General features: G+C 66.1%; 18 protein-coding genes. 7 read left to right on the top strand and 11 right to left on the bottom strand.

The window, feature by feature from the left end:
- The first annotated feature begins 431 nt into the window (after positions 1–431).
- The 3 genes from NZU74_04460 (at position 432) to NZU74_04450 (ending at position 2,650) form a co-directional block, all read left to right on the top strand.
- Positions 432–1,022, top strand: coding sequence for a hypothetical protein (locus NZU74_04460; protein ID MCS6880562.1), 591 nt, complete (start codon positions 432–434; stop codon positions 1,020–1,022).
- Positions 1,019–1,762, top strand: coding sequence for a YggS family pyridoxal phosphate-dependent enzyme (locus tag NZU74_04455; protein ID MCS6880561.1), 744 nt, complete (start codon positions 1,019–1,021; stop codon positions 1,760–1,762). Before NZU74_04460 ends, NZU74_04455 begins: the two co-directional genes overlap by 4 nt.
- Before the next feature lie 396 nt (positions 1,763–2,158).
- Positions 2,159–2,650, top strand: coding sequence for a Uma2 family endonuclease (locus NZU74_04450; protein ID MCS6880560.1), 492 nt, complete (start codon positions 2,159–2,161; stop codon positions 2,648–2,650).
- 109 nt (positions 2,651–2,759) lie between these two features.
- Here NZU74_04450 and NZU74_04445 read toward each other — a convergent pair whose 3' ends face one another.
- The 4 genes from NZU74_04445 to rpsF form a co-directional block, all read right to left on the bottom strand.
- Entirely contained in the window at positions 2,760–3,674 is a 915-nt protein-coding gene (locus tag NZU74_04445; GenBank protein MCS6880559.1) for a PH domain-containing protein, read from the bottom strand.
- Between the two features lie 21 nt (positions 3,675–3,695).
- On the bottom strand, positions 3,696–5,276 hold the full coding sequence (locus NZU74_04440) for a peptidylprolyl isomerase (GenBank protein ID MCS6880558.1): 1,581 nt from the start codon (positions 5,274–5,276) through the stop codon (positions 3,696–3,698).
- 197 nt (positions 5,277–5,473) lie between these two features.
- Complete coding sequence (locus NZU74_04435; protein ID MCS6880557.1) at positions 5,474–5,923, bottom strand: single-stranded DNA-binding protein; 450 nt, start codon at positions 5,921–5,923, stop codon at positions 5,474–5,476.
- A gap of 49 nt (positions 5,924–5,972) precedes the next feature.
- Positions 5,973–6,395, bottom strand: a complete 423-nt coding sequence (gene rpsF / locus NZU74_04430) for a 30S ribosomal protein S6 (GenBank protein ID MCS6880556.1) — start codon at positions 6,393–6,395, stop codon at positions 5,973–5,975.
- Between the two features lie 280 nt (positions 6,396–6,675).
- Here rpsF and NZU74_04425 point away from each other — a divergent pair, with 280 nt between their 5' ends.
- Entirely contained in the window at positions 6,676–8,826 is a 2,151-nt protein-coding gene (locus NZU74_04425; GenBank protein ID MCS6880555.1) for a hypothetical protein, read from the top strand.
- 60 nt (positions 8,827–8,886) lie between these two features.
- Here NZU74_04425 and NZU74_04420 read toward each other — a convergent pair whose 3' ends face one another.
- The 6 genes from NZU74_04420 to NZU74_04395 all read right to left on the bottom strand — a co-directional run bounded on the left by NZU74_04420 (position 8,887) and on the right by NZU74_04395 (position 16,287).
- Complete coding sequence (locus NZU74_04420) at positions 8,887–10,257, bottom strand: CdaR family protein (GenBank protein MCS6880554.1); 1,371 nt, start codon at positions 10,255–10,257, stop codon at positions 8,887–8,889.
- Between the two features lie 150 nt (positions 10,258–10,407).
- Positions 10,408–11,226 (bottom strand): diadenylate cyclase CdaA, encoded by an 819-nt coding sequence (gene cdaA / locus NZU74_04415; protein MCS6880553.1) that lies wholly within the window; start codon positions 11,224–11,226, stop codon positions 10,408–10,410.
- A gap of 231 nt (positions 11,227–11,457) precedes the next feature.
- A complete protein-coding gene (locus NZU74_04410; protein MCS6880552.1) occupies positions 11,458–13,224 on the bottom strand; it encodes a dynamin family protein in 1,767 nt (588 codons plus the stop codon).
- 275 nt (positions 13,225–13,499) lie between these two features.
- Positions 13,500–13,844: a hypothetical protein gene (locus tag NZU74_04405; protein MCS6880551.1), complete on the bottom strand. Its 345-nt coding sequence runs from the start codon at positions 13,842–13,844 to the stop codon at positions 13,500–13,502.
- Between the two features lie 235 nt (positions 13,845–14,079).
- The gene (locus NZU74_04400; protein ID MCS6880550.1) at positions 14,080–14,526 is read right to left on the bottom strand and encodes a response regulator; all 447 of its coding nucleotides are present in this window, start codon (positions 14,524–14,526) and stop codon (positions 14,080–14,082) included.
- A gap of 333 nt (positions 14,527–14,859) precedes the next feature.
- The gene (locus NZU74_04395) at positions 14,860–16,287 is read right to left on the bottom strand and encodes an ATP-binding protein (protein MCS6880549.1); all 1,428 of its coding nucleotides are present in this window, start codon (positions 16,285–16,287) and stop codon (positions 14,860–14,862) included.
- A gap of 145 nt (positions 16,288–16,432) precedes the next feature.
- On the opposite strand from NZU74_04395, the gene NZU74_04390 reads away from it, so the two are divergent.
- The 3 genes from NZU74_04390 (at position 16,433) to NZU74_04380 (ending at position 18,195) form a co-directional block, all read left to right on the top strand.
- A complete protein-coding gene (locus NZU74_04390) occupies positions 16,433–17,281 on the top strand; it encodes a response regulator transcription factor (protein MCS6880548.1) in 849 nt (282 codons plus the stop codon).
- Between the two features lie 4 nt (positions 17,282–17,285).
- Positions 17,286–17,723, top strand: a complete 438-nt coding sequence (locus NZU74_04385; GenBank protein ID MCS6880547.1) for a SufE family protein — start codon at positions 17,286–17,288, stop codon at positions 17,721–17,723.
- Positions 17,724–18,003: 280 nt separating this feature from the next.
- Positions 18,004–18,195, top strand: coding sequence for a hypothetical protein (locus tag NZU74_04380; protein MCS6880546.1), 192 nt, complete (start codon positions 18,004–18,006; stop codon positions 18,193–18,195).
- A gap of 29 nt (positions 18,196–18,224) precedes the next feature.
- Here the strand turns inward: NZU74_04380 and NZU74_04375 are convergent, their stop codons facing one another.
- Positions 18,225–19,388 carry a glycosyltransferase family 9 protein gene (locus tag NZU74_04375; GenBank protein MCS6880545.1) on the bottom strand — a complete coding sequence of 388 codons (1,164 nt, stop codon included), beginning with the start codon at positions 19,386–19,388 and terminating at the stop codon, positions 18,225–18,227.
- Positions 19,389–19,390 lie beyond the last annotated feature (2 nt).

Raw genomic sequence — 19,390 nt, 5'->3', positions numbered from 1 at the left:
TCATCGGCGCGACCGGAATGCGGGGCCGCGCCTTACCGAAGATGGGCGCATCGGCGCATACGTGTGGGGCGCCACCCCGGGCCACATGCGCACCGCTCCAACAACAGCGCATCCCACCCCCTTTCGGAGCCTGGTTCCCTACTGGTGGGCAGGCGTCAACTCTGAACGTAAGAGTCGTTCGTGGAATGCGTCGCGGCATCACACGTTACCAATTATTATATACATTTTTGGTTGGTAACGGTTGCGCAGTCTAGCGGATCGGCGGTAGATTGTCAAGTCCGGCGCCCCGGCCGCACGCCTTGTGCCCCGCCCTCCTTGGCGGTACAATACGTCACGTCGTGCTACAGACACCCCTGGCGTCCGCCAGAGGAAAGGTCGAGCGACGCCCCAGGGCCACGCCCCGGCCTTTCCGGTCAAGAAATAGCCGCCATATGATGACCGAACGCTCACGGGGCCTTCCCGTATGGATCTGGGGTGCGCTGGTCGCGCTGCTCCTGATTGTCCTGAGCAGCCGCGGCGGCTTCGGCGTAGCCAACGAGTCCCTCAGGCAGCGCTTTGCAGCGCAGCCCACCCCCGCCGCCGTCGAACTGCCTTTCGACGTGCCGCGTCTGGAGCTCGAGTCGTTGCCGCCCCAACTTCAGGAAGCGGCCCGCGAGTTGCTGGGGGCGCTGAACCGCGGCGAGGCGGGGCGCCCGATCGAGCCTGCCGTCGAGAGTCCCCGCCTGCGGATCGAGGTGCGCGAACTGCGCCGCGTCGGCGATGAGATGCAGATCCGCGGTCAGGTCACCAACATCAGCCGGCGCGAGGTGCAGGTGCCGATCAGCGCCTTTGAGCTGCGCGATAGCGCCGGGGTAAGCTATCTCGCCGGGAGCAGCGGGAGCTCCACGCTCCGCCCCGGCCAGAGCACCCCGCTGGAACTGAGCGTCCCCCTTCCTCCAGGTCGCGGCCTGCTCCTGATCACCAGCCTGCCGCCCGATCCTCCCGTTGAGCAGCGCCTGATCGCCGCCGATACGAAGCTATGAGCATCGCGACCCGTCTCGTTCAGGTGCTCGAGCGCATCGCCCGCGCCGCCGCCCGCGCCAACCGCGATCCCGCCGCCATCACCCTGGTTGCGGTGACCAAGACGCACCCGCCCGAGGTGATCGCCGAGGCCATCGCCGCTGGCGCGCGCGATCTGGGTGAGAACCGCGTCCAGGAAGCCGCGCTCAAGATCCCCCCTCTCGCTGCCGCCTATCCCGACGCGCGCTGGCACCTGATCGGCCATTTGCAGCGCAACAAGGCGAAAACCGCCGCCGAGTTGTTCGATATGATCCACTCGGTAGATAGCCTGCGCCTGGCCGAGACCCTCAATCGCCACCTCCAGGAGCGGGCCGCGGGCCGGGAGCCAGCGCGCCGCCTGCCCATCTTGCTCCAGGTGAACGTCAGCGGCGAGCCTTCCAAGGAGGGCTTCGACCTGCCGGGAGGCGTCGCCAACCGCGCCGGGCTGGAAGCCCTGCTCCCCGAAGTGGAGCGCATCCTGGCCCTGCCTTATCTGGAGGTCCGCGGGTTGATGACCATTGCGCCAATCGTGGCCGACCCGGAACAGGCCCGCCCATTCTTCCGCGCCCTCCGCGAACTGCGCGAAGAGCTGGCGCGGCGCTTCCCTCAGACCACCTGGGCCGAGCTTTCCATGGGTATGACTGACGATTTCGAGGCCGCTATCGCCGAAGGGGCCACTATGGTGCGCGTGGGACGGGCGATCTTTGGAGAGCGGGTGAGGTAGGGAGTGTGGAGGTGTGGAGTGTGAGGGGAAAGCCGGTTCGCCAGGCGAGTTGGAAGCAGGGACGTGCACAGGTTCCGCCTCAGCGCGAAAACCGAGATCGTGCCGTCGGAACGCGCAGAGCGTCAGGCGCAGTTGACGTGCGCTCCACAACAGCAGTATCACAGCGGTAGAAACTATGGCGAAGCATGGTTTTACCATCCTCTCTCGACTGGCCAGTGGGGCGCGATGCCCTCTCCAATCCTTTCCGTGGAAAGCCCGTTTTTCTGGGGAATGACGATGCCCGAAGGCGCAGCCCTGCCAACCCTGACGCTCTGATCGCTGAATGCCGGTTGGATCTACGAACGCTGGGAGCGCGAACTCCCCGATGACGGCAACCGCTACGAGGTGATCGAGGGCGTGCTGTATATGACCACTGCGTCGAGCTATTTCCACCAGTGGATCGTGCGGCGCCTGGACCGGTTCGTCGGCGCGCCGCTGGAACAATGGGGGCCGGCGTATGCCGCGACCGCGCCAATCGGCGTCATAATGCCCGGATGTGATCCGGTGCAACCCGATTTCGTGCCGGTGCGCGCCGAGAATGCCGGCATCATTCACGACCGGCGCATTCGCGGCGCGCCCGATCTCATCGCCCAGGTGCTGTCGCTCTCCAACGCGGAGCAGGACACCGTTGTCAAACGGCGTGTCTACGCCCGCGCAGGGGTTCCCGAATACTGGATCATTCGCCCGGAAACTCGCGATGTTCTGGTGTGCCGCGACCCGGATGCCGACCTGGACGATTACACCTCCACGCAGCGGTTTGACGCGGCTGCCGTGCTCCAGGCCCGGCAGTTCCCAATTGCCCTGCCGGTCGCCGAACTCTTCACCGGCGCGCCTGACACGACGATGTGAATGTCTCGCTTCACAGGTGGCATTCAGCGGACAGCCGCACATGAGCGACTTCAAGCGTCTTCTATAGTAGAGCAACCCTGAGGGTTGCTCTACAGCCTTTCTCTAACCTTTACCCCAGCATCGTCAGGGCCGCGACGCCGAACAACACCTGCACGAGGGCCGAGGTCACCTGTAGCATCCGCGCGCCCGCCGGCTCGCGATTATACAGCCACAGGCCCACCCCGACATTGAGGAAGAGGACCGCCGCCCCGGCCAGGGGCAGCAGGAAAATTCGGTAGCGGGAGGCCATCTCTACAATCGCGCCCGTAGCATCGCTGCGCCAGCCGATCAGTGGCGGCAAGGAGGGATAGAGCACCATCAACACGCCCAGCAGGGCCAGGTTGAGCAGGATGGCCCCGAGCACCCCGCCGCGCGCCAAAGGGTCGCGCCAGAAGCTGTAGGCGAAGATCCGGCCCGTCTCCACGCCCGGCGCGAGTTGCTGCACCGCGCCCAGGCGACGGCGCTGCTCCAGATCCTGCACGAAGCCGTCCACGTCTCGCGGCGAGATGGCGTAGGCCTCAGACGGCGTGTGGATGATCAGCGCGCGCTTCAGCGACACGGTACTGAAGCGGTGCACGTCACGACCCTCGGGCAGGCGCGCCAGTCCGCTCAGGTAGGCGATGCTGGCGAAGGGCGAGGCGCCGCTGACCGGGGCGTTGAGGCCGCTCTCGACGCTCTCAATCCGTCCCAGGGGCACCACGGCGCGATTGCCCAGCCAGAGGATGTAGAGGCCGTTGCGGTCGAGGGTGTAGACCAGGCTCAGCGCCGCGGCCACGCGATAGGCCAGCAAACCGGCGCAGGCGAGGAGCGCCAGCGCCGCCATGTAACGGAGAAACAGGCGCCCATCAATCGGCCAGAGCTCAGGCGGTTGCGTCAGCAAGGCGACCAGGCTTGCCAGCAGGTAGCCCCCCGCCACGAGCGTGGCAAGGCATGCCGCCATAGCCAGCCACAGGCGCCAGGAACGTTGAGGAAGCCAGCGTCGCATCCGTAGCACCAGGAACGCGCCTCACGGCGCGGGCGTAGCCGTGGCCGTCTCAGCCGGCGCGGGGGTGGCCGTCCCGGTCGGCGCGGGGGTTGGCGTCGGCAGCGGCGTCGGCGGGCCGGGCAGATACGTCGGTTCGGGCGTCGGAACTGGCGTCGCGGGCGCGGCCGTCGGGCTGGGAGTTGGCTCAGGGAAGCGCCGGACGCCGAGGGTCGCGCGCTGTTCCTCCACCCAGCGATCAAGAGCCCTGGTGCGGGCCTCGCGCAACTGGTTCTCCTCAGAAGGTATATCGCGGCGGGTCACCTCGAGCACGTGCCAGCCAAAGCGGGTGCGGATCGGGTCGCTGATCCGCCCCTCGGGCAGGTCAAAGGCGGCAGCGACCAGTTCAGGAGGGTAGGTGGCGCCATTATCCGCGCGTCCATCGCGGTCGAAGGCGCCGAGATCGCCGCCCTGCTCCCGCGAACCGGCATCATCGGAGCGCTCGGCGGCCAGGGCGGTAAAATCGGCGCCGTCGCGCAACTCGGCGGCGATCGCATCGGCCCGTGGCCGCGCTTCGGCGAAGGCGGCGTCAATCTGCTCCTGGGCGGCGCCTTCGGGCGTTGTGACGGCGATAAAGATCTGGCGGGCGCTGACGCGCTCCGGCTCCTGGCTGTACGTAAAACCTTCCTCAGGCACCAGGGCCTCCTGCACCCGCGTGGTGACCTCCTGCTCCCGGTACTGGGTCAACAGGGCAGCGCGGAAATCGTCTTTGCGCAACTCGGGTTTGGCGCCGACAGCGGCCAGTTCCAGTTCGTAGCGCCGGAAGATCTCATTAACGATCTCATCAACCTGGATGGCCGCTTCGGCCGGTGCTGGCGTCGGGAGAGGAGTGCTGGTCGGCGCCGGAGTCGCGGTCGGCGCCGGGGTTGCCGTAGGGCCGCCGGGGGTCGGCGTAGCCTCGGCGGTCGGGATGGACTCCGGGGCCGCAGTGGCGCCGGGGGCGCCGGTGGGCAGGGCGGTATCCTCCGGAGCAGGGGTCACGGTACGGGTTACCGGCTCGGTGGGCGGGGGCAGAAAGATCGGGCCGAGATCGATGGCCATGGCCTGGTTGACTTCCTCGTCGGTGACCTGGACACCCATCAGGGCGGCGCCCTGTTCCTTCACCTGGCGGGTGATCCACTGTTCAACCACCGTCTCGTCCACGAGAGCGCCGCGGATGGCGGCGACCTGCTGGTCAATCACCGGGCTCTGGCCGAGAAACTGCTGGGTAAACTGAGCATTGCCGCCGAAGAGGGCCAGAAGCTGAAAGTTCTGCGTAATCTGACGGGCATAGGCCTGGCGCCGCTCGGTCCAGTACCCTGAACGGGAGAGTTCAATCGCGCCGACGCGGGCGACGGGGCGGCTGGGCAACCAGAGGTTTTCGTAGGCCAGGCCGATCAGCACGGCCAGGAGGGCCAGGCCAAGGGCCGCGGCGGTCACCAGGATGACCAGCCGCTGGCGTTGCTCTTCCTGGAGCTTACGGGCAGCGACGCGCCGGGGGCCCGGGGCGCCGCCCGCTGGCTTCGCGCGCGCGGCGGGCGACTTCGGGGCGCCGCCCCGCTGAGGGTTGTTTGGAGTTTCTGCCATGATGATGTATGTAAGGCGCGATGCGGGAAGCGCGCTTCACGGCACGCCTCCCGCATCGCGGAGGCATCAGGAGAGGACGTTGACCATCTGCTGGAGCAAGTTTTCACATTCTGGCGGTGGGCAGCGGGCGGCGCGGCGCCCTGCGCATCATTTGCTGGTCGTTCCGGCGACTGCGCTGCCAGAACGACCACCAAACATCAGAACGGAATATCCTCATCACCAATGTCAGGCGGCGGCGGAGGTTGCGCGCCGCCCCGCTGCGGGCGGTGCGTTTCGCGCGGCGGCGGGTAATCATCGGGCTCGCGGCTGGAACGGCTATCGAGCATGATTAGATCGCTGGCGATCACCTCGGTGCGATAGCGCGTCTGGCCGCTCTGCTGATCCTCCCACGAACGGGTCTGGAGGCGACCTTCCAGGTAAACCCGCGCGCCTCTGGTCAGGTACTGGTTGCAGGTCTCAGCCAGGCGGTTCCAGGTCACAATGTTGAACCACTCGGTCTCATCGTGGATCTCGCCAGCATTGTCGCGCCATTGCCGCCCTACGGCGAGGCGAAACGTCGTCACCGGGTTGCCCGAGGCGGTGTAGCGCATCTCGGGATCGGTGCCGAGGCGTCCGATCAGCATGACTTTGTTCAGATCACGTGCCATTGCTCGCCTCTCCTTAGCGCCTAGGGCATCTGCGCAGCGGAGCGTTGGCTCACCCCTCATCGCTCTCGCCAATCGGCTCGACCGTCTCGGCCTCCTCCTCTACTTCGGCAACCGGCGCGGAGGAAGAACCTTTCTGCTCCACAACGGTGATCAGGTAGCGCAGGATAGTGTCGGTCAGTTTAAGGGTTCGCTCCACCTCGATCACCCTGGCGGCGCTGAGACTGAAGTGCATCAGCACGTAGTAGCCCTCGGTGAAATTACGGCGGCTGGGCTCGCCGGTCACATACTCGCGGATAGGATAAGCCAGCTTGCGCCGGCCCCACGGCGACGAGTGGTTCACTGATTGCACCTCGCCGCCATTCGACTCGATGGCCTGCCGTACCCGTTCCACTACTGCCGCCACCCCCTCGTCGCTCGCTGCCAGGGGGCTGATAATGAACATCAACTCGTAGTCACGACGACGTTCGCGCACGTATTCCTCCTCTGGTGACGTCCCGCTCGACCTATTCTCGCCCGGCTGCGCGGCCCGGGGAGCGCGGCGGAACAGAAAGAAAGATGGGCCGCGCCTGACGGCGCAGCGCCGTACCTGTATCAACGCGAGATTATACCACGGGTCCGGGCGAAAGGGCAACGGAGTTCTTAGTACGATGGTGTTTCCGGCTAACCGAGCACATATCTACCGCAGATCAACAAGCCCGTCCTCTACGCTCCCTGGCACGCTCCACTGTAAGCCCGAAAGCAATCGTAGTACAATGACAGTCCAGACAACGCGGCGCTGCCGCGCCGCGCGCAGCCGCCAGGTGCCGATGGCCAGCTCTCCGACAACCGTTGCCGCGCCCCGCTGGAACACTCGAGGTCGCCGTCTGCTCCTCGCTGTCGGGCTGGGGGTGATCCCCGCCGTGCTGGTCGCGCCCGCCGGACGGCTGATGGTGGCGATGGCGCTTGTGCTCCTTGCACCGGGCTACCTCATCGAGCGACGCCTGGCCCCGCCGCTCCCGTTGCTGGCGCGGCTGAGCCTCTGGCTGGCGCTGAGTCTCAGCCTCGTTCCACTGGCCTACCAGTGGCTCCATGTCGCGCGCGTGGCCCTCGGCGCGCCGGGCCTCTGGCTGGCTGCCGTGCTGCTCGCCTGCGCCACCCTGGTCTGCGCCTGGCGCGACCTGGGGGCCGCCCCCGGCGCCCCTTCCGCTCAGGCGCTCGCCGATCTGCGCCGGGCTGGCGCGCTCACCGCGATCATCTTCGCCCTGACCCTGTGGACCCGCTTCGTGCAGATCGAGGGTCTGGCCTTCCCGCCCTGGGTTGATTCGGTGCACCATGCCCTGCTTGTGCGCGTCGCCGCCGAGACGGGCACGGCCCCGCTGTCCTTAGAACCGTACCTGCCGGTGCGAGACCTGCCCTACCACTGGGGCTACCACGTGACCATCGCCACGCTGCTGCGGCTGAGCGGTACGAGCCTTCCCCAGACTCTGCTCGTCAGCGGGCAGATCCTCAACGCGCTGAATGCGCTGACGGTCGCCGGACTGGCCCTCGCGCTATGGGGCCGCCCGCTGGCCGCGCCGGTGGCGGCCCTGATCGTCGGCCTGGTGTCGCTGATGCCGGCGTACTACCTCTCGTGGGGGCGCTACACTCAACTGGCCGGCCTGCTGATGCTGCCCGGTCTGGCCATTGCCTGGAACGCGGCGCTGCATCACCGGGGACGAGGGTGGTGGCTGGCCGTGGCCCTCTGCCTGGCCGGGCTGAACCTGGTGCACATTCGGATGTTGATCTTCGGCCTGCTGCTCCTCGCGGCCCTCGGCCTGGTCTGGGCCGCCGGGCGACCCTGGGCGGAGCTGCGAGCGCGCCTGCCCGGCGCTGCGGCGGCTGCGGCCGCCGCAGCCGCGCTGACCGCCCCGTGGCTGGCGCTGATCATCAATCGCGCCCTGCTGCCCGCGGCGGCAGCGGGCGAACTGGCCGGCAGCGGCAGTTACAACGCGCTGAACGAGAACCTGCTGTGGATTGCGCCCAACCGCATGCTGGTCGCCCTGGCCCTTGGCAGCGCACTGCTCGCCCTGTGGCGGCGCGAACGCGCTGGCGCCGCGCTGCTGATCTGGGTCGGGTTGCTGGCGCTGGCGACCAACCCCTGGCTGCTGGGCTACGCGCTCCCCGCCGCCGGAGCGGTAACGCTGATCAACGGGGCGCTGCGTCGCAAGCCGCTGCTGGCCCTTGCCGGCGCAGTTCTGCTGCTGCTGAACCCGGCCCTGGTCAAACTCCCCTACCTCTGGCTGCTGCCCAATGATGTGCTGGTCATCAGCCTGTTCCTGCCCCTGGCGCTGCTCATCGGCGGCGGCGCGGCGCTGGGTTGCCGCTGGCTGGAGGCGATGCGCCCGCGCCTGCGTCCCTTCCTGCTCCCGGTCATCGCCATTATGGTGATCGGCCTGGGAGTCTGGGGCGCGATCAACAGCCGCGCAATCATTAACCCCGTCACCCTGCTGGTGCGCCCCGGAGAGCCGGAGGCCCTGGCCTGGGCCGCGGCGGAGACGCCGCCAGAGGCGCGCTTCCTGGTCAATGCCGCGCCATGGCTGCCCGCGGCGCGCCGCGGCGCCGACGGCGGCTGGTGGCTGTTGCCGCTGGCCGGGCGCTGGACCAGCGCGCCGCCGGTCGTCTACGTGTACGGCCCGCCCGACTATGTCGCCCGCGTCAACGCTGCGGCCGATACGGTGATCGGCTACGCGCCCGGCCAGGAACAGGCGATCTTCGACCTGATCCGCGCCGAGGGCATTACCCATATCTACCTGGTAGAAGGCGTAGGGCCGCTACAGGCCGGCCTCTTCGCCGGGCGCCCCGGCTATGTGCAGGTGTATGGCCGCAACGGGGTGACGATCTTCGCCGTGGATCATACGGTTCGAGATGAGCGGTTTGGGCGATAGGTAATGATGCCGGCCACCGTCACTTGCGCCGCGCCCAATCCGCAATCTACCATCCCTCCCTCAGGGCGTTGGCGTCGCCTCGGAGGTGGCGCCCGGCTCGGGCGCGCCTCCCGGCGCAGGCGTGCTGCCTGGCTCTGGAGACGGCGTGATGTCCGGGTTGCCTGGTATGGGCGAGGGCGTCGGAACGGGGACCGATCGCAGCGTGACCTGCACCTCCGGCGGGGGGCCGCTCAGGCTGACGCCAGGTGGCAGTGCAACGCTCACCGGCAGGCGATAGATGCCGGGGCCAAGATCGCTCACGGTCACGACCGCCCGCAGTGGCGTCTGGCTCAGCGTTGCCAGGGCCTGACTCGTGCCCGCCAGCGTCAACTCAACCGTTGACGGGACAACGCTGACCTGCAAGCCCGCCGCAAGGCCCGCTACCGTCACCGGGGCCGGCAACTGGATCTGCAGAGGCAGGTTCACCGGCGCCACTTGCACAGTGACCCGAACCTGATCCGGCTCGCCCTCACGGGGCGAGGTGCCTTCGGGAAAGATGACCGCCACGGTCTGCTCCAACGACGCGCGGGCGCCGCTCACATCAATCGGCGCAGTGCGCAACACCTCTACCAGATCGAGAGGTCCGGAACTGCCGGCCACTGCGATCAGCGGCGGGTTGACGGCCACTCCGGCAATGGCGTAGCCAGGCGCGGGCAGGCCCACCACCACCGGCTGCACCGGCACCAGTTTCAGCCCCACTACCGGTTTGATCGGGATCTCCACCGTGACCGTCGCTGGCGTAAGTTGCACCCCCTCCACCGACTGCCCGCGCGCATCCATCGCCGTAAGCGCCAGGGGCGCCAGATACGTGGCCCGCAACTGCTCAATGTTGGCCGTAGCCACCGCGGCACTCACCCGTTCGACCCGGCTCAGCGGCCCCCGCACCTCGACCAGCTCGATCCGCTGGCCGCCGTAGGTGATGCTCGGCTCACCGCGCTCAAAGCTAAAGGGCAAGTTGCCCTGCACCTGGAGATTGATCGGGACCGGGCGGACGCTGACTTGTTCCAGCCGGACGGGCACCGACGATGGATCGACGAGGCGCGGGGTAAAGGAGATGTTGTTCCGCGTCGGTCGAACGTTCACCGGCACAATATGATCGCCCGGCTCCAGGTTGCTCAGATCGATTACCGCGCGCACGTCCACCGGACGCAACTGCGCCAGTTGGCGACGGTCGGTTACCAGCACCACATCCACCTGCGGCAGCGCCTGAGTCGGCAGACCATTGGCATCAACGATCACCAGCCCCTCCCTGAGACCGGTAACCTCCAGTTGCAGATCAGAAAAGGTCACACTCTCTTCGGGGTTCTGGCTAAACGAGACGAAGGCCCAGAGCGAAAAACTGAGGCCTATCGAGAGCGCAACCCGCAGCAGCATGGCGCGAAAGCTAGACATTCCGCCTCACACCCATCGTTGAACAGGTTGCGGTGACATTCCACGCGCCTGCCTGGAGAGATGGGGGGAAGTTACGCCCTCCGCGCATCCGTGGAACGACTGCACAAAAGGCTCCGCACGGCCATGGAGCCGCTGCAATCGGTAATGACATTACTTCCCTTCAGCTTCGAGCGGCACGCTCAGCAATCCGGCCAGCATGGTACGCAGGCGCGCCTCGGTCAGATAACTGGCCATGCGTCCGTCCTGCACCAGCGAGATCGCTCCCGTCTCCTCAGAGACCACCACCGCCAGCGCGTCAGTCTGTTCACTGATCCCCTTGGCGGCCCGGTGGCGCGTCCCGTAGCGGCGTGGTCCAATCACATCTTCACTGAGCGGCAAGACCACATTCGCGGCAAGAATGCGATTGCCGCGCACAATCACGGCCATATCGTGCAATGGCGCATTGGGATAAAAAATATTCAGCAACAGGGCCGTGGAAATGCGCGAGTCAAGGATGACCCCCCGTTCAGCATACTCCTGCAACCGCGAATTGCGCTCGATGACAATGAGCGCGCCCACCCCCTGTTGCGAGAGCTGGATCGCTGCGCGACTGATGCTATTGATTGTCTCGAGCAGTTCGGAACGATTGGCGCCAGAGAGAGGGCGGCTGAGCAGTTCACTGGAGCGCCCCAGCGACTCCAGGGCGCGCCGCAGTTCCGGCTGAAACAGCACCGGCACGCCCACGATCAGGGCCGGGGTGACGATCGTGCTCAGCAGCCAGGAGAGCGTCTGCAATTGATCACGGGCAACCGTGCCTACAAAGATGGTCAGCGCCAGCACAATGCCAATGCCGCGCAGCAATTGCACTGCCCGGGTGCCGCGCACGACGCCCAGGAGCCAGTAGATAAGGAGCGCAACAACCAGAATGTCGATCAACGCAAAGGGCGAGGTTAACGGATTGAGCCGCGCCCAGAGACGTGAAAGATCCATAATGAGCCAGGAGCCAGCACGGGGCTATGGCCGTTGCGGGCATGGGCAAAGCAATGCTTGCCCCTACAGGGTAGCGTCGGGCGATAGCTCTGTCAACTTTTCTCACCGAATTGAAAGGTTGGAACCGATTCTGAGACAGAGAAGGGCCTGGCGGGTTTCGCGCGTGGCCTTCCCAACCGTAACGCCAGGCAGGCGGAGGTCGCGTGGAATAGGGTGGAGGCTGCGAGCGAGCTACCCTTCAATCTCCTTGCGCAGCCGGCCCAGACCGGTGTCAATCTCGGCGAACGTCTGTTGCAATTCGCTCAACTGGCCCTGCTGGGCGCGCACGAACCGCGTGAACGGGGCGTTGCGCTCGCGGATCTGGCCGACGGAGCGATCCACCTCGCGCTCGAACTGCCGCTCGACGCTGGCACGCAACTGGCTGCGCATCGTTTCGACCCGCTCGCGCAGGGCCTTTTTGGCCTGCCGCTTTTTGGCCGGTAAAAAGGCAAAGCCGCCCAGGGCCAGCGCTGTCGCGGCCAGGATCCCGGTGAAATCGAGCCAGACGGCGTGGGCCAGGGCCACCACAATTGCCCCCAGACCCACGGCGCCCACCTCGGTGATCGCCGTCGCGGCAATCGAGGAGCGCACCTCGTCGGCCAGTTCAGCCGAAGCGGCCTGCTTATCGTAGCTCGCGACCACTTCGGTGGCCGCCCGGCCCACCGTATCCAGCAACGCGCGCCGGTTATACTCGAAGCTCCCGCCCACGCTGCCGATCAACTTCTCGCTATGCTGCCCGGCCCGGCGCTTGATGTATTCGTCCACGCTCTGTTGCAACCGCAGGTTCTTCTCGATCATCCAATCTACAATCGCATTGACCTTCTGGTCAATCTGTTGATCGAGATCGCCGAGGACTTCTTGCTCGAACATAGCCCGCAAACGTTCGCCATTCATCAGGGTGGGCACCTGGCTCAGACGGATATGCTCGTCGAAGAAGGCTTCGCCGCGTTGCACCAGATCATCGAGGATCTGGTCAATCTCGCCGAGGTAGTATTTCAAATCGTGGCGGAGATCGTCCTTAAACAGGCCGAGTTGCTGTTCCACGTTATCGAGGGTGGCCAGGTCCTCGCGGAGCGTAGCCAGGCGGTTTTCGGTGAGGCCCAGGTAGGCGCCGGTCAACTTCTGGGCCACGCCGAGGGGTGAGAGCAGTTTGAGCCGGACGCGCGTCTCTTCATCCAGGGTACTGATAATGTAGTTCTCAACCTCGCCGAAGCGGCTGGCGGCCCACAGGCGCTCGCGTTCCTCGCCCTCCTGCTGGCGCGCACGCATGGCCTGGCGCGCCGAAACGGGAAAGATCTCCGGCGTCAGACCAAGGAGGGTACGGCTGTTGGTATTGATAAAGCCAACCACCTGCTCGAGTTCCTCGGCGCTGAGGATGTCAATCTTGTTGAGCACGATGATAATCTTCTTGCCCCACTCCTTGATCAACTCCAGAAAGCCGCGCTCGCTCTCAGTGAAGGGGCGGTCGGCCGAGGTGGTAAACAGCACCAGATCGGCGCGTGGAATGAACTGGCGGGTCAACTGTTCGTGGCGGCGGATGACCGCATTGGTGCCCGGCGTATCCACGATGCTGAGCTGGCGCAGCACCTCGGCGGGGTAGGTGGTGACGCGCAGGCCGCCTGATCGAAGCTCGCTGCTTATCTCGTCACCGTACTGGAGGAGGGTGATCGTATCGGTGGTTGGCGTCACCCCTTCGGGGAGGATCTGCTCGCCAAGGAGAGCATTAAGAAAACTCGACTTGCCAGAGTTGAACTCACCGGCAATGACAATCAGAAAAAGTTCTTCCAGGTGATCAATAGTCTCGCGCAGGGCCCGCCGGTCGGCGGGGTCAACATCGGCGCCGAAGCGGTCGAAGGCTGCGTCAAGGCTCTCGAGCAGGCCGCGCAGTTCAGCCAGCAGTTCATCCTGGCGCGCGGTGGTCAACCGCCTGCGCTGGAGCAGGCCTTCCATGAAGGGCATGGGTTAAGCCTCGTTGCAAAAGATTAAGCTCAGGTTATGAGATTTGTAATCTAGAACACACCACAGCGTTGCAAAAGGTGGTATACTCATTCCATCTCCTTCTCCTCTCTCCCCAGGGGTGACGCCTCAAGGCGTCACCCCTGAGGATTCAGGGCCGCTTTGCAGCACCCGCATCTCCGTGTGAACCCTCTGCGAGCATAGCCATGTTGAGCGTGGCGCGGGGACGCCGGGTTCCCGCCTGCCGATGGACGCGCCGCGCGCGGCAAGCGACTGCCCTAGAGGGCCTGGACCGTCACGGTAAGTGCGGCCAGCACAAGGATTAACCCTCCCAGGGCGTAGATCACAATCGGCGCTATCGCGCTCAGGGTCTCCGGGCGAACGCGGCGGGGAGGCCCGTGCATTTCAATGCGCTGGCCGCGCCAGTAGGTGACACGGCGCCCGTTCCCGGACCCCCGGCCACCGATCCCCTCCCAGGCGCGCCAGGCCAGCACGAGCAGATAACCGCCAGGCACGCCCAGCGCCAGAGCGGTGACGAACCAGGGGAGCGATTGGGCGTTAGCCAGAACGGCGATGAAGCCAATCAGCACCAGCCAGCGCCAGTCAAAGCGGAATCCACGCATAGCAGCCTCTTCGGACGCCCTGCGCTCATCATACCACAGAGCGGTGCGTCTCGGAGACGAAGCTGCTACGGTCGCAGGGCGTGAACGAATCGCGAGCCGTCAGGTGCGGCAAGCGGCGCGCGTCCATAACGAGGCGTCTGCGCGATTGTCCTACCTGGCGGTTTTTCCGTGCCAGGCGCGGCTCCGCGGCAACCGCGGCGCCTGACAGGCTTCGTTGACGTCGCTCAGACGGCGGCTATTTACCGTGGACGAGACCGGCGCTGATGGTAGCGAGGGAGGGACCTGGAGCGATGCGTGGCGGGAGCGATGCCAGAGCGCTGGTCACCACCGGCAGGAGGTCATGCAGGTCAACCGGTTTGGCGACATACTTATCCACACCGAGGTCACGCATTTTGGCGCGTAACCCGGGCGTATCATAGGCGGTCAGCACCAGCACGGGGATGGATGGCCGAAAGGTGCGCACCGCCCGTACCAGCGAGATGACTCCGCTCGTATGCGGGCTGGGGTCGACAATCAACAAATCCACCCGACCATCGGCGCAGGCCAGCCAGGCCGCATTTGGGGACGGGGCAACTGTAATGGTAAATTGCTCGCCCAGCAACGTTTGCAGCCCGCGCTGCGTGATCAGTGCGGCGGTGGGATCATTATCAACAATATAAATAGCGATCTGCCTCGGTGGCATAGTGCGATCACTCCTCCGGCGTACAGGAACACATCTAGAATTCTCGCCGGTCGATCGCTCCTATCGTAGCAGTCTCACCGTCCCCTGTGATGGGACGAGGCGACAACTACTAGTGGCGAAGCAACAACTTGTGACAAGTCGCGCGAAGAATTGCTTCTACAGCGCCCAGATGCGAAATAACGGCGCATGTCAAGTGCCTGACTTGCGCGTATAGAACGCGTGACTCCGGACCCTGGCCAGCAGCGGCGCCGGGGTGCAGGCGTGGGCCCGCGCCCCGAACAGCCCCCTGCCGTGGCCCCGTGGCTGGTCTGCGGTCGCGCCTGATGGTCGCAATCAGGCTGATGCCGGGTCCTGGGACTCGCTGTTGACGGGAAGAAAGATGGTGAAGGTGCTGCCTTTGCCCACCTCGCTATCAACGGTGATCCGCCCGCCGTGCTGGGTGACGATGTGGGCGCTGATGGCCAGCCCCAGACCAGTGCCCTGGGGCTTGGTGGTATAGAACGGCTCGAAGAGGTGCGGGCGATGCTCGGGGGCAATCCCGACGCCGGTGTCGCTGATGATCACCCCGATGGTAGCAGGCGCTTCCTGGCGCGCCTTGATCAACTGGGTGGTCACCCGCAACTCGCCGCCGCGGGGCATGGCGTCACAGGCGTTGAGGATGATATTGAGGAAGACCTGCCGCAACTGATCGGCGTGGGCCACGGTCAGGGGCAGATCGGGGTCGAAGTTAGTGGTGGCGGTGATGCGGCCGTGGCGCAGGTGCGTCTGCACCAGTTCCAGCGTCTCGCGGAGGATGCTGTTGATGTTGGTGCTGGCAAGCTCGGAGCGCGAAGGGCGGTAGAAATCGCGCATGCGGGTGATAATGCGGGCGATGCGCCCCAGTTCTTGCTGGGCAATCGAAAGGTAGCCGCGCTGCGGCGCGTCCGGCGGCAGATCCTGTTCGATCAGGTAGAGGCTGTTACGGGCGGCGTACAGCGGGTTGTTGATCTCGTGGGCGACCGAGGCGGAGAGTTCGCCGACGGCGGCAAGCTTGGCGCTCTGGAGCAACTGGGCCTGAGCGGTGTTGAGGCGCGCCTGGGCCTCAGCGTGCAGCGACTGGGTGATGGCCAGGTCGCGTTGGAGCGCCGCGGCCCGCGCCCGCTGGGTCACTTCATCAATGGCAATGGCGGTCAGGTCGCCGAGGGCCTGCACGAAGGGCAGGTCGCGCGGATGGTACAGGTGTGCGCTCACCCCGCCGTAGAGCACCAGAGCCCCCAGACGCTGGTTTTCCAGCCGCAGCGGGGTGAGCAGGGCGCTTGAGGGCGGCCACTGCGGCAGCAAGGCCCGCAACGCCTCACGGTCGGCGTCGCTCAACTGATCAAGGGCCAACTCCAGCTCTGGTCCCACCAGTAACATCGCCCGCGGCGAAAGGGTGGCCAGACCGGCCAGTCCTATTACATGGCCGCAGGCTTGCGCGCCTTCGCCCGCGCGAAGCGTCAGGCGCTCAGTCTCGCCATCCACCAGGTACAGATGGGCGACGCTGGTGCCCGGAAACAGGTTGACCGCCTCGTTAACCACCAGGTTCACAATCGCCTCAACGTCGCGGCTCAGCAGCAGCGCCGCGGTGATCGAGAGGATGGCGCTCAAGCGCGCCTGCAGGTGAACGGCCCGATTGTGCTGCAGATCGGCCTCGCAGGCCAGTTGCTCGGCGCGGGACTCGGCTTCCCGCAACTGCGCCTCCAACTGCGCCACACGGGCCCGCAGGGTCTCCAACTCACCCATAATTATCTCCGCATCGGTCAAAAGTGACAGACAGCGCCAGAACGCGGGATGCGCCTCACGTTGACACTCTGAAGATCAGCGCGCTATAATGCGAGCGATGCCAGTGTCCCAACTATAGTGCTTTTCGGCACGGAGTGCAAACAGCATGAGCCAGCCTGCCCAGGTCCTCGTCGTAGATGACGAACAGAATATCCGCCTCACCTTGAGCGCCCTGTTGAGTCGCGCGGGCTACGTAGTGACCGCGGCGGCCACCGGCGAAGAGGCCGTGGCGCTGTTTGACCGCCAGCGCTTTGATCTCATGCTGGTTGACTTGCAGATGCCCGGAATTAATGGCATCCAGGTGGTCGAGGCCCTCCGCCAGCGCAACCTCGATACGGTGGTGATTGTGCTGACCGGCCACGGCTCGCTCGAAACAGCCATTGAAGGGATGCACCAGGGCATCTTCGACTACATGTTAAAGACGAGCGATCCAGAGCAGATCCTCGATCGGGTCGCAGCCGGTCTGGCAGAGCGGGCGAAGCGCCAGCGGCAGTCGGCGCTCATCTCAGCGATCAGCGCCGCGGCCCAGGCCCTCACCAGCGGCGACCCGGCTCCCGAGGCGCTCAATCAACTGATCAGCGGCGTCCAACCCGCAGCCCCGCCGGCGCCCGTCCCGGCCGCCACTGCCAGCGCCCCCAGCAGCGAGCGCCAGTTGACCATCGGCCAGTTGCAACTCGACACCTGGCACCAGACGGCCACCCTCGGCGGACGTTCGCTCAACCTGACGCCGACAGAGTTTCGCCTGCTCCTGTGTCTGGCCGAGCACGCCGGGCAGATGCTCTCCTATACCCAGCTGGTGCGCTGCGCCCAGGGCTATGAGGCCAGCGATATGGAAGCCGGCGAGTTGATCAAGCCCCATATCCACCACCTGCGCCAGAAGATCGAGCCCGACCCGAGCACGCCCCGCTATCTGCTCAACGTCCGCGGCAAAGGGTACATTCTGCAGATCGACTAAACGCATGACCGAGACAAGCGCCATTCCACCACGCCTGCGGGCGATTATTGAGGAGTTCAAGGGCTGCGGGCGCGACGAGAAGCTTGAACTGCTCCTCGAGTATGCCGATCGCCTGCCGCCGCTGCCTGAATACCTGCGCGAACGGGCCGCCGCGGGCATGGAGCAGGTTGACGAGTGCGCCAGCCCGGTGTTCCTGCACACCGAACGCCAGGGCGACGGGCTGGTGTTCCATTTCGATGTGCCGCCTGAGTCCCCGACGACGCGCGGCTATGCCGCGCTCCTGGCCGAAGGGCTGCGCGGGTCCGCTCCCGCCGAGGTGCTGGCGGTGCCGGCGGATTTCTTCGTCGAGATGGGCCTGCACCAGATCCTCAGCCCCCAACGCATTAACGGCATCAGCGCCATCCTGGCCTATATGAAGCGCCAGGCCCTGCGGTTGATGTAAGAACTTCAGGCATGCGAGGGCCGGAGAGCAGCGCCCTCCCCGGCCTTCTTCCAGCGCAAGCTCGCCTCCGCTCCGTAGCCGTTCCTTACCGCTACGTTGCGACTTGTTCTCTCCTCGCCGCCCTGTCCCCTGCTACAAAGAAGGCAGATCCTGCGCCCGTCGCCTTCAACCGCATCGCAAGATAATGCACAGGAATTGCGCGGCAACCGGGGCTTGACGCAGTGCAGCGCAGCCCTTATGATGACTTTGTGAGAGAAGACACGAATACAGCGAGCGACCTATGATCGTTCACCCGTTCCCCGAACCGGCCCCGCACCGCCATCCTTACCGGCGCCTCTGCTCGTTCGCTCCCGCTTCGCTCCACGTCTACCGGCGCGCCCTCCTGCGCCGTTTCGGCTTGCCCGCAGGCAATCGCCCCGCCGCCGTGCTTGACGCCGTGGCGCGCGCCTTGCTGCAGGCCCGCGTATCCTGAGGCGCCCTTCCATTACCGGGGGCTGGCGCTCACCTCAGAGTCAGCGGCAAGTCAGGGCTGGCTTCCAGGCTTACCGCATCTTTCACCATCGCAGCCGAAATGGCCTCCATACACTCCGGACCGAGGGTGCCGCGCGGGCAGCGGTTGACGTTATGGCAGGGGCTGCACGCCAGCCCGGCCCGCAGTACGCGATGGCGGGCCGGGTCGCCCCACGGGCCAAATCGCCCCGGATCGGTAGGACCGAAGAGGCGCACCGTCGGCGTCCCCTGGCTAACGGCAAGATGCAGCGGCCCGCTATCAACCCCCAGCACCAGCGCGGCCTGCGCGAAGAGGGCCGCCAGTTGACTGATACTGGTCGCCCCGGCCAGTTCCAGCGGCGGGTGGCGCATGGCGCCGGCCACCTGGCGCACCAGGGCCTCCTCTCCGGGGCCGCCGGTCAGCAATACTCGCGCCCCGGGGCGCGCCGCCAGAGCATCACCGACGATCGCCCAGCGTTCGGCCGGCCAGAGCTTGGTCACCCCGGCAGTGCCAGGATGGATGATCACCAGGCGTTCGGCGGGAGCAAGGCGGGCGGCAATCCAGGCGTTGGCCCAGGCCCGCTCCGCCGGAGTGAGCGCGAAGCGCAGCGGCGGCGCTCCGGGATACGCAAGTGGTTTCGCGCCGGTAAGCCGGGCCGCCACGTCAAGGGCCTGTCGAGTCACGTGTTCGCGCCCGTCGAAGGGCAACGCCTCGCTGAGCAGCGGCGCACATAGGGGAGAGCCATGGCCGACACGCCGGGGAATGCCCGCCAGCAGCGCCAGCAGGGCCCCCCACCAGTGATCGTCGCGCAGAATTAATGCCGCGTCGTAGCCTTCGCGGCGCAGCAACACGGCGTACCGGAGCAGGGTCAGGAAAGGTTGCAGCCGGTTGCGCCGGCGGGCGCCGTCGCGCTCGAAGCCGGGAAAGGGCAACTCCCGGAGGGTGTCCAGCTCGGGCAGACCCTGCCACATGCGCCGCGCCCAGGGTCCGACCAGCGCGCTGATGTGAGCGTCGGGCAGCGCGGCGCGGAGGGCCTGAAGGGCGGGCGTTGCCAGAAGCAGGTCGCCCAGGTGGTCAGGCTTGATCACCAGGACACGACGCGGCGGGCCAGGGGTGGCCCGCCGGATGAATGGCCGCGCGAGGAGCGCCAGCAAGCGCAGCAAGAACAACTTCATAC

The sequence above is a fragment of the Chloroflexaceae bacterium genome, assembly GCA_025057155.1.
Taxonomy (GTDB): domain Bacteria; phylum Chloroflexota; class Chloroflexia; order Chloroflexales; family Chloroflexaceae; genus JACAEO01.
This window is presented reverse-complemented; position numbering and strand designations above follow the sequence as displayed.

What these genes read in the sequence shown, in the direction of transcription:
- cdaA (MCS6880553.1), bottom strand. Translation starts at nt 11,226, where the DNA reads ATGGATCTTTCACGTCTCTGGGCGCGGCTCAATCCGTTAACCTCGCCC.
- NZU74_04410 (MCS6880552.1), bottom strand. Translation starts at nt 13,224, where the DNA reads ATGCCCTTCATGGAAGGCCTGCTCCAGCGCAGGCGGTTGACCACCGCG.
- NZU74_04385 (MCS6880547.1), top strand. Translation starts at nt 17,286, where the DNA reads ATGACCGAGACAAGCGCCATTCCACCACGCCTGCGGGCGATTATTGAG.
- NZU74_04390 (MCS6880548.1), top strand. Translation starts at nt 16,433, where the DNA reads ATGAGCCAGCCTGCCCAGGTCCTCGTCGTAGATGACGAACAGAATATC.
- NZU74_04460 (MCS6880562.1), top strand. Translation starts at nt 432, where the DNA reads ATGATGACCGAACGCTCACGGGGCCTTCCCGTATGGATCTGGGGTGCG.
- NZU74_04420 (MCS6880554.1), bottom strand. Translation starts at nt 10,257, where the DNA reads ATGTCTAGCTTTCGCGCCATGCTGCTGCGGGTTGCGCTCTCGATAGGC.
- NZU74_04375 (MCS6880545.1), bottom strand. Translation starts at nt 19,388, where the DNA reads ATGAAGTTGTTCTTGCTGCGCTTGCTGGCGCTCCTCGCGCGGCCATTC.
- NZU74_04380 (MCS6880546.1), top strand. Translation starts at nt 18,004, where the DNA reads ATGATCGTTCACCCGTTCCCCGAACCGGCCCCGCACCGCCATCCTTAC.
- NZU74_04445 (MCS6880559.1), bottom strand. Translation starts at nt 3,674, where the DNA reads ATGCGACGCTGGCTTCCTCAACGTTCCTGGCGCCTGTGGCTGGCTATG.
- NZU74_04395 (MCS6880549.1), bottom strand. Translation starts at nt 16,287, where the DNA reads ATGGGTGAGTTGGAGACCCTGCGGGCCCGTGTGGCGCAGTTGGAGGCG.
- NZU74_04400 (MCS6880550.1), bottom strand. Translation starts at nt 14,526, where the DNA reads ATGCCACCGAGGCAGATCGCTATTTATATTGTTGATAATGATCCCACC.
- NZU74_04425 (MCS6880555.1), top strand. Translation starts at nt 6,676, where the DNA reads ATGACAGTCCAGACAACGCGGCGCTGCCGCGCCGCGCGCAGCCGCCAG.
- NZU74_04440 (MCS6880558.1), bottom strand. Translation starts at nt 5,276, where the DNA reads ATGGCAGAAACTCCAAACAACCCTCAGCGGGGCGGCGCCCCGAAGTCG.
- NZU74_04405 (MCS6880551.1), bottom strand. Translation starts at nt 13,844, where the DNA reads ATGCGTGGATTCCGCTTTGACTGGCGCTGGCTGGTGCTGATTGGCTTC.
- NZU74_04435 (MCS6880557.1), bottom strand. Translation starts at nt 5,923, where the DNA reads ATGGCACGTGATCTGAACAAAGTCATGCTGATCGGACGCCTCGGCACC.
- NZU74_04455 (MCS6880561.1), top strand. Translation starts at nt 1,019, where the DNA reads ATGAGCATCGCGACCCGTCTCGTTCAGGTGCTCGAGCGCATCGCCCGC.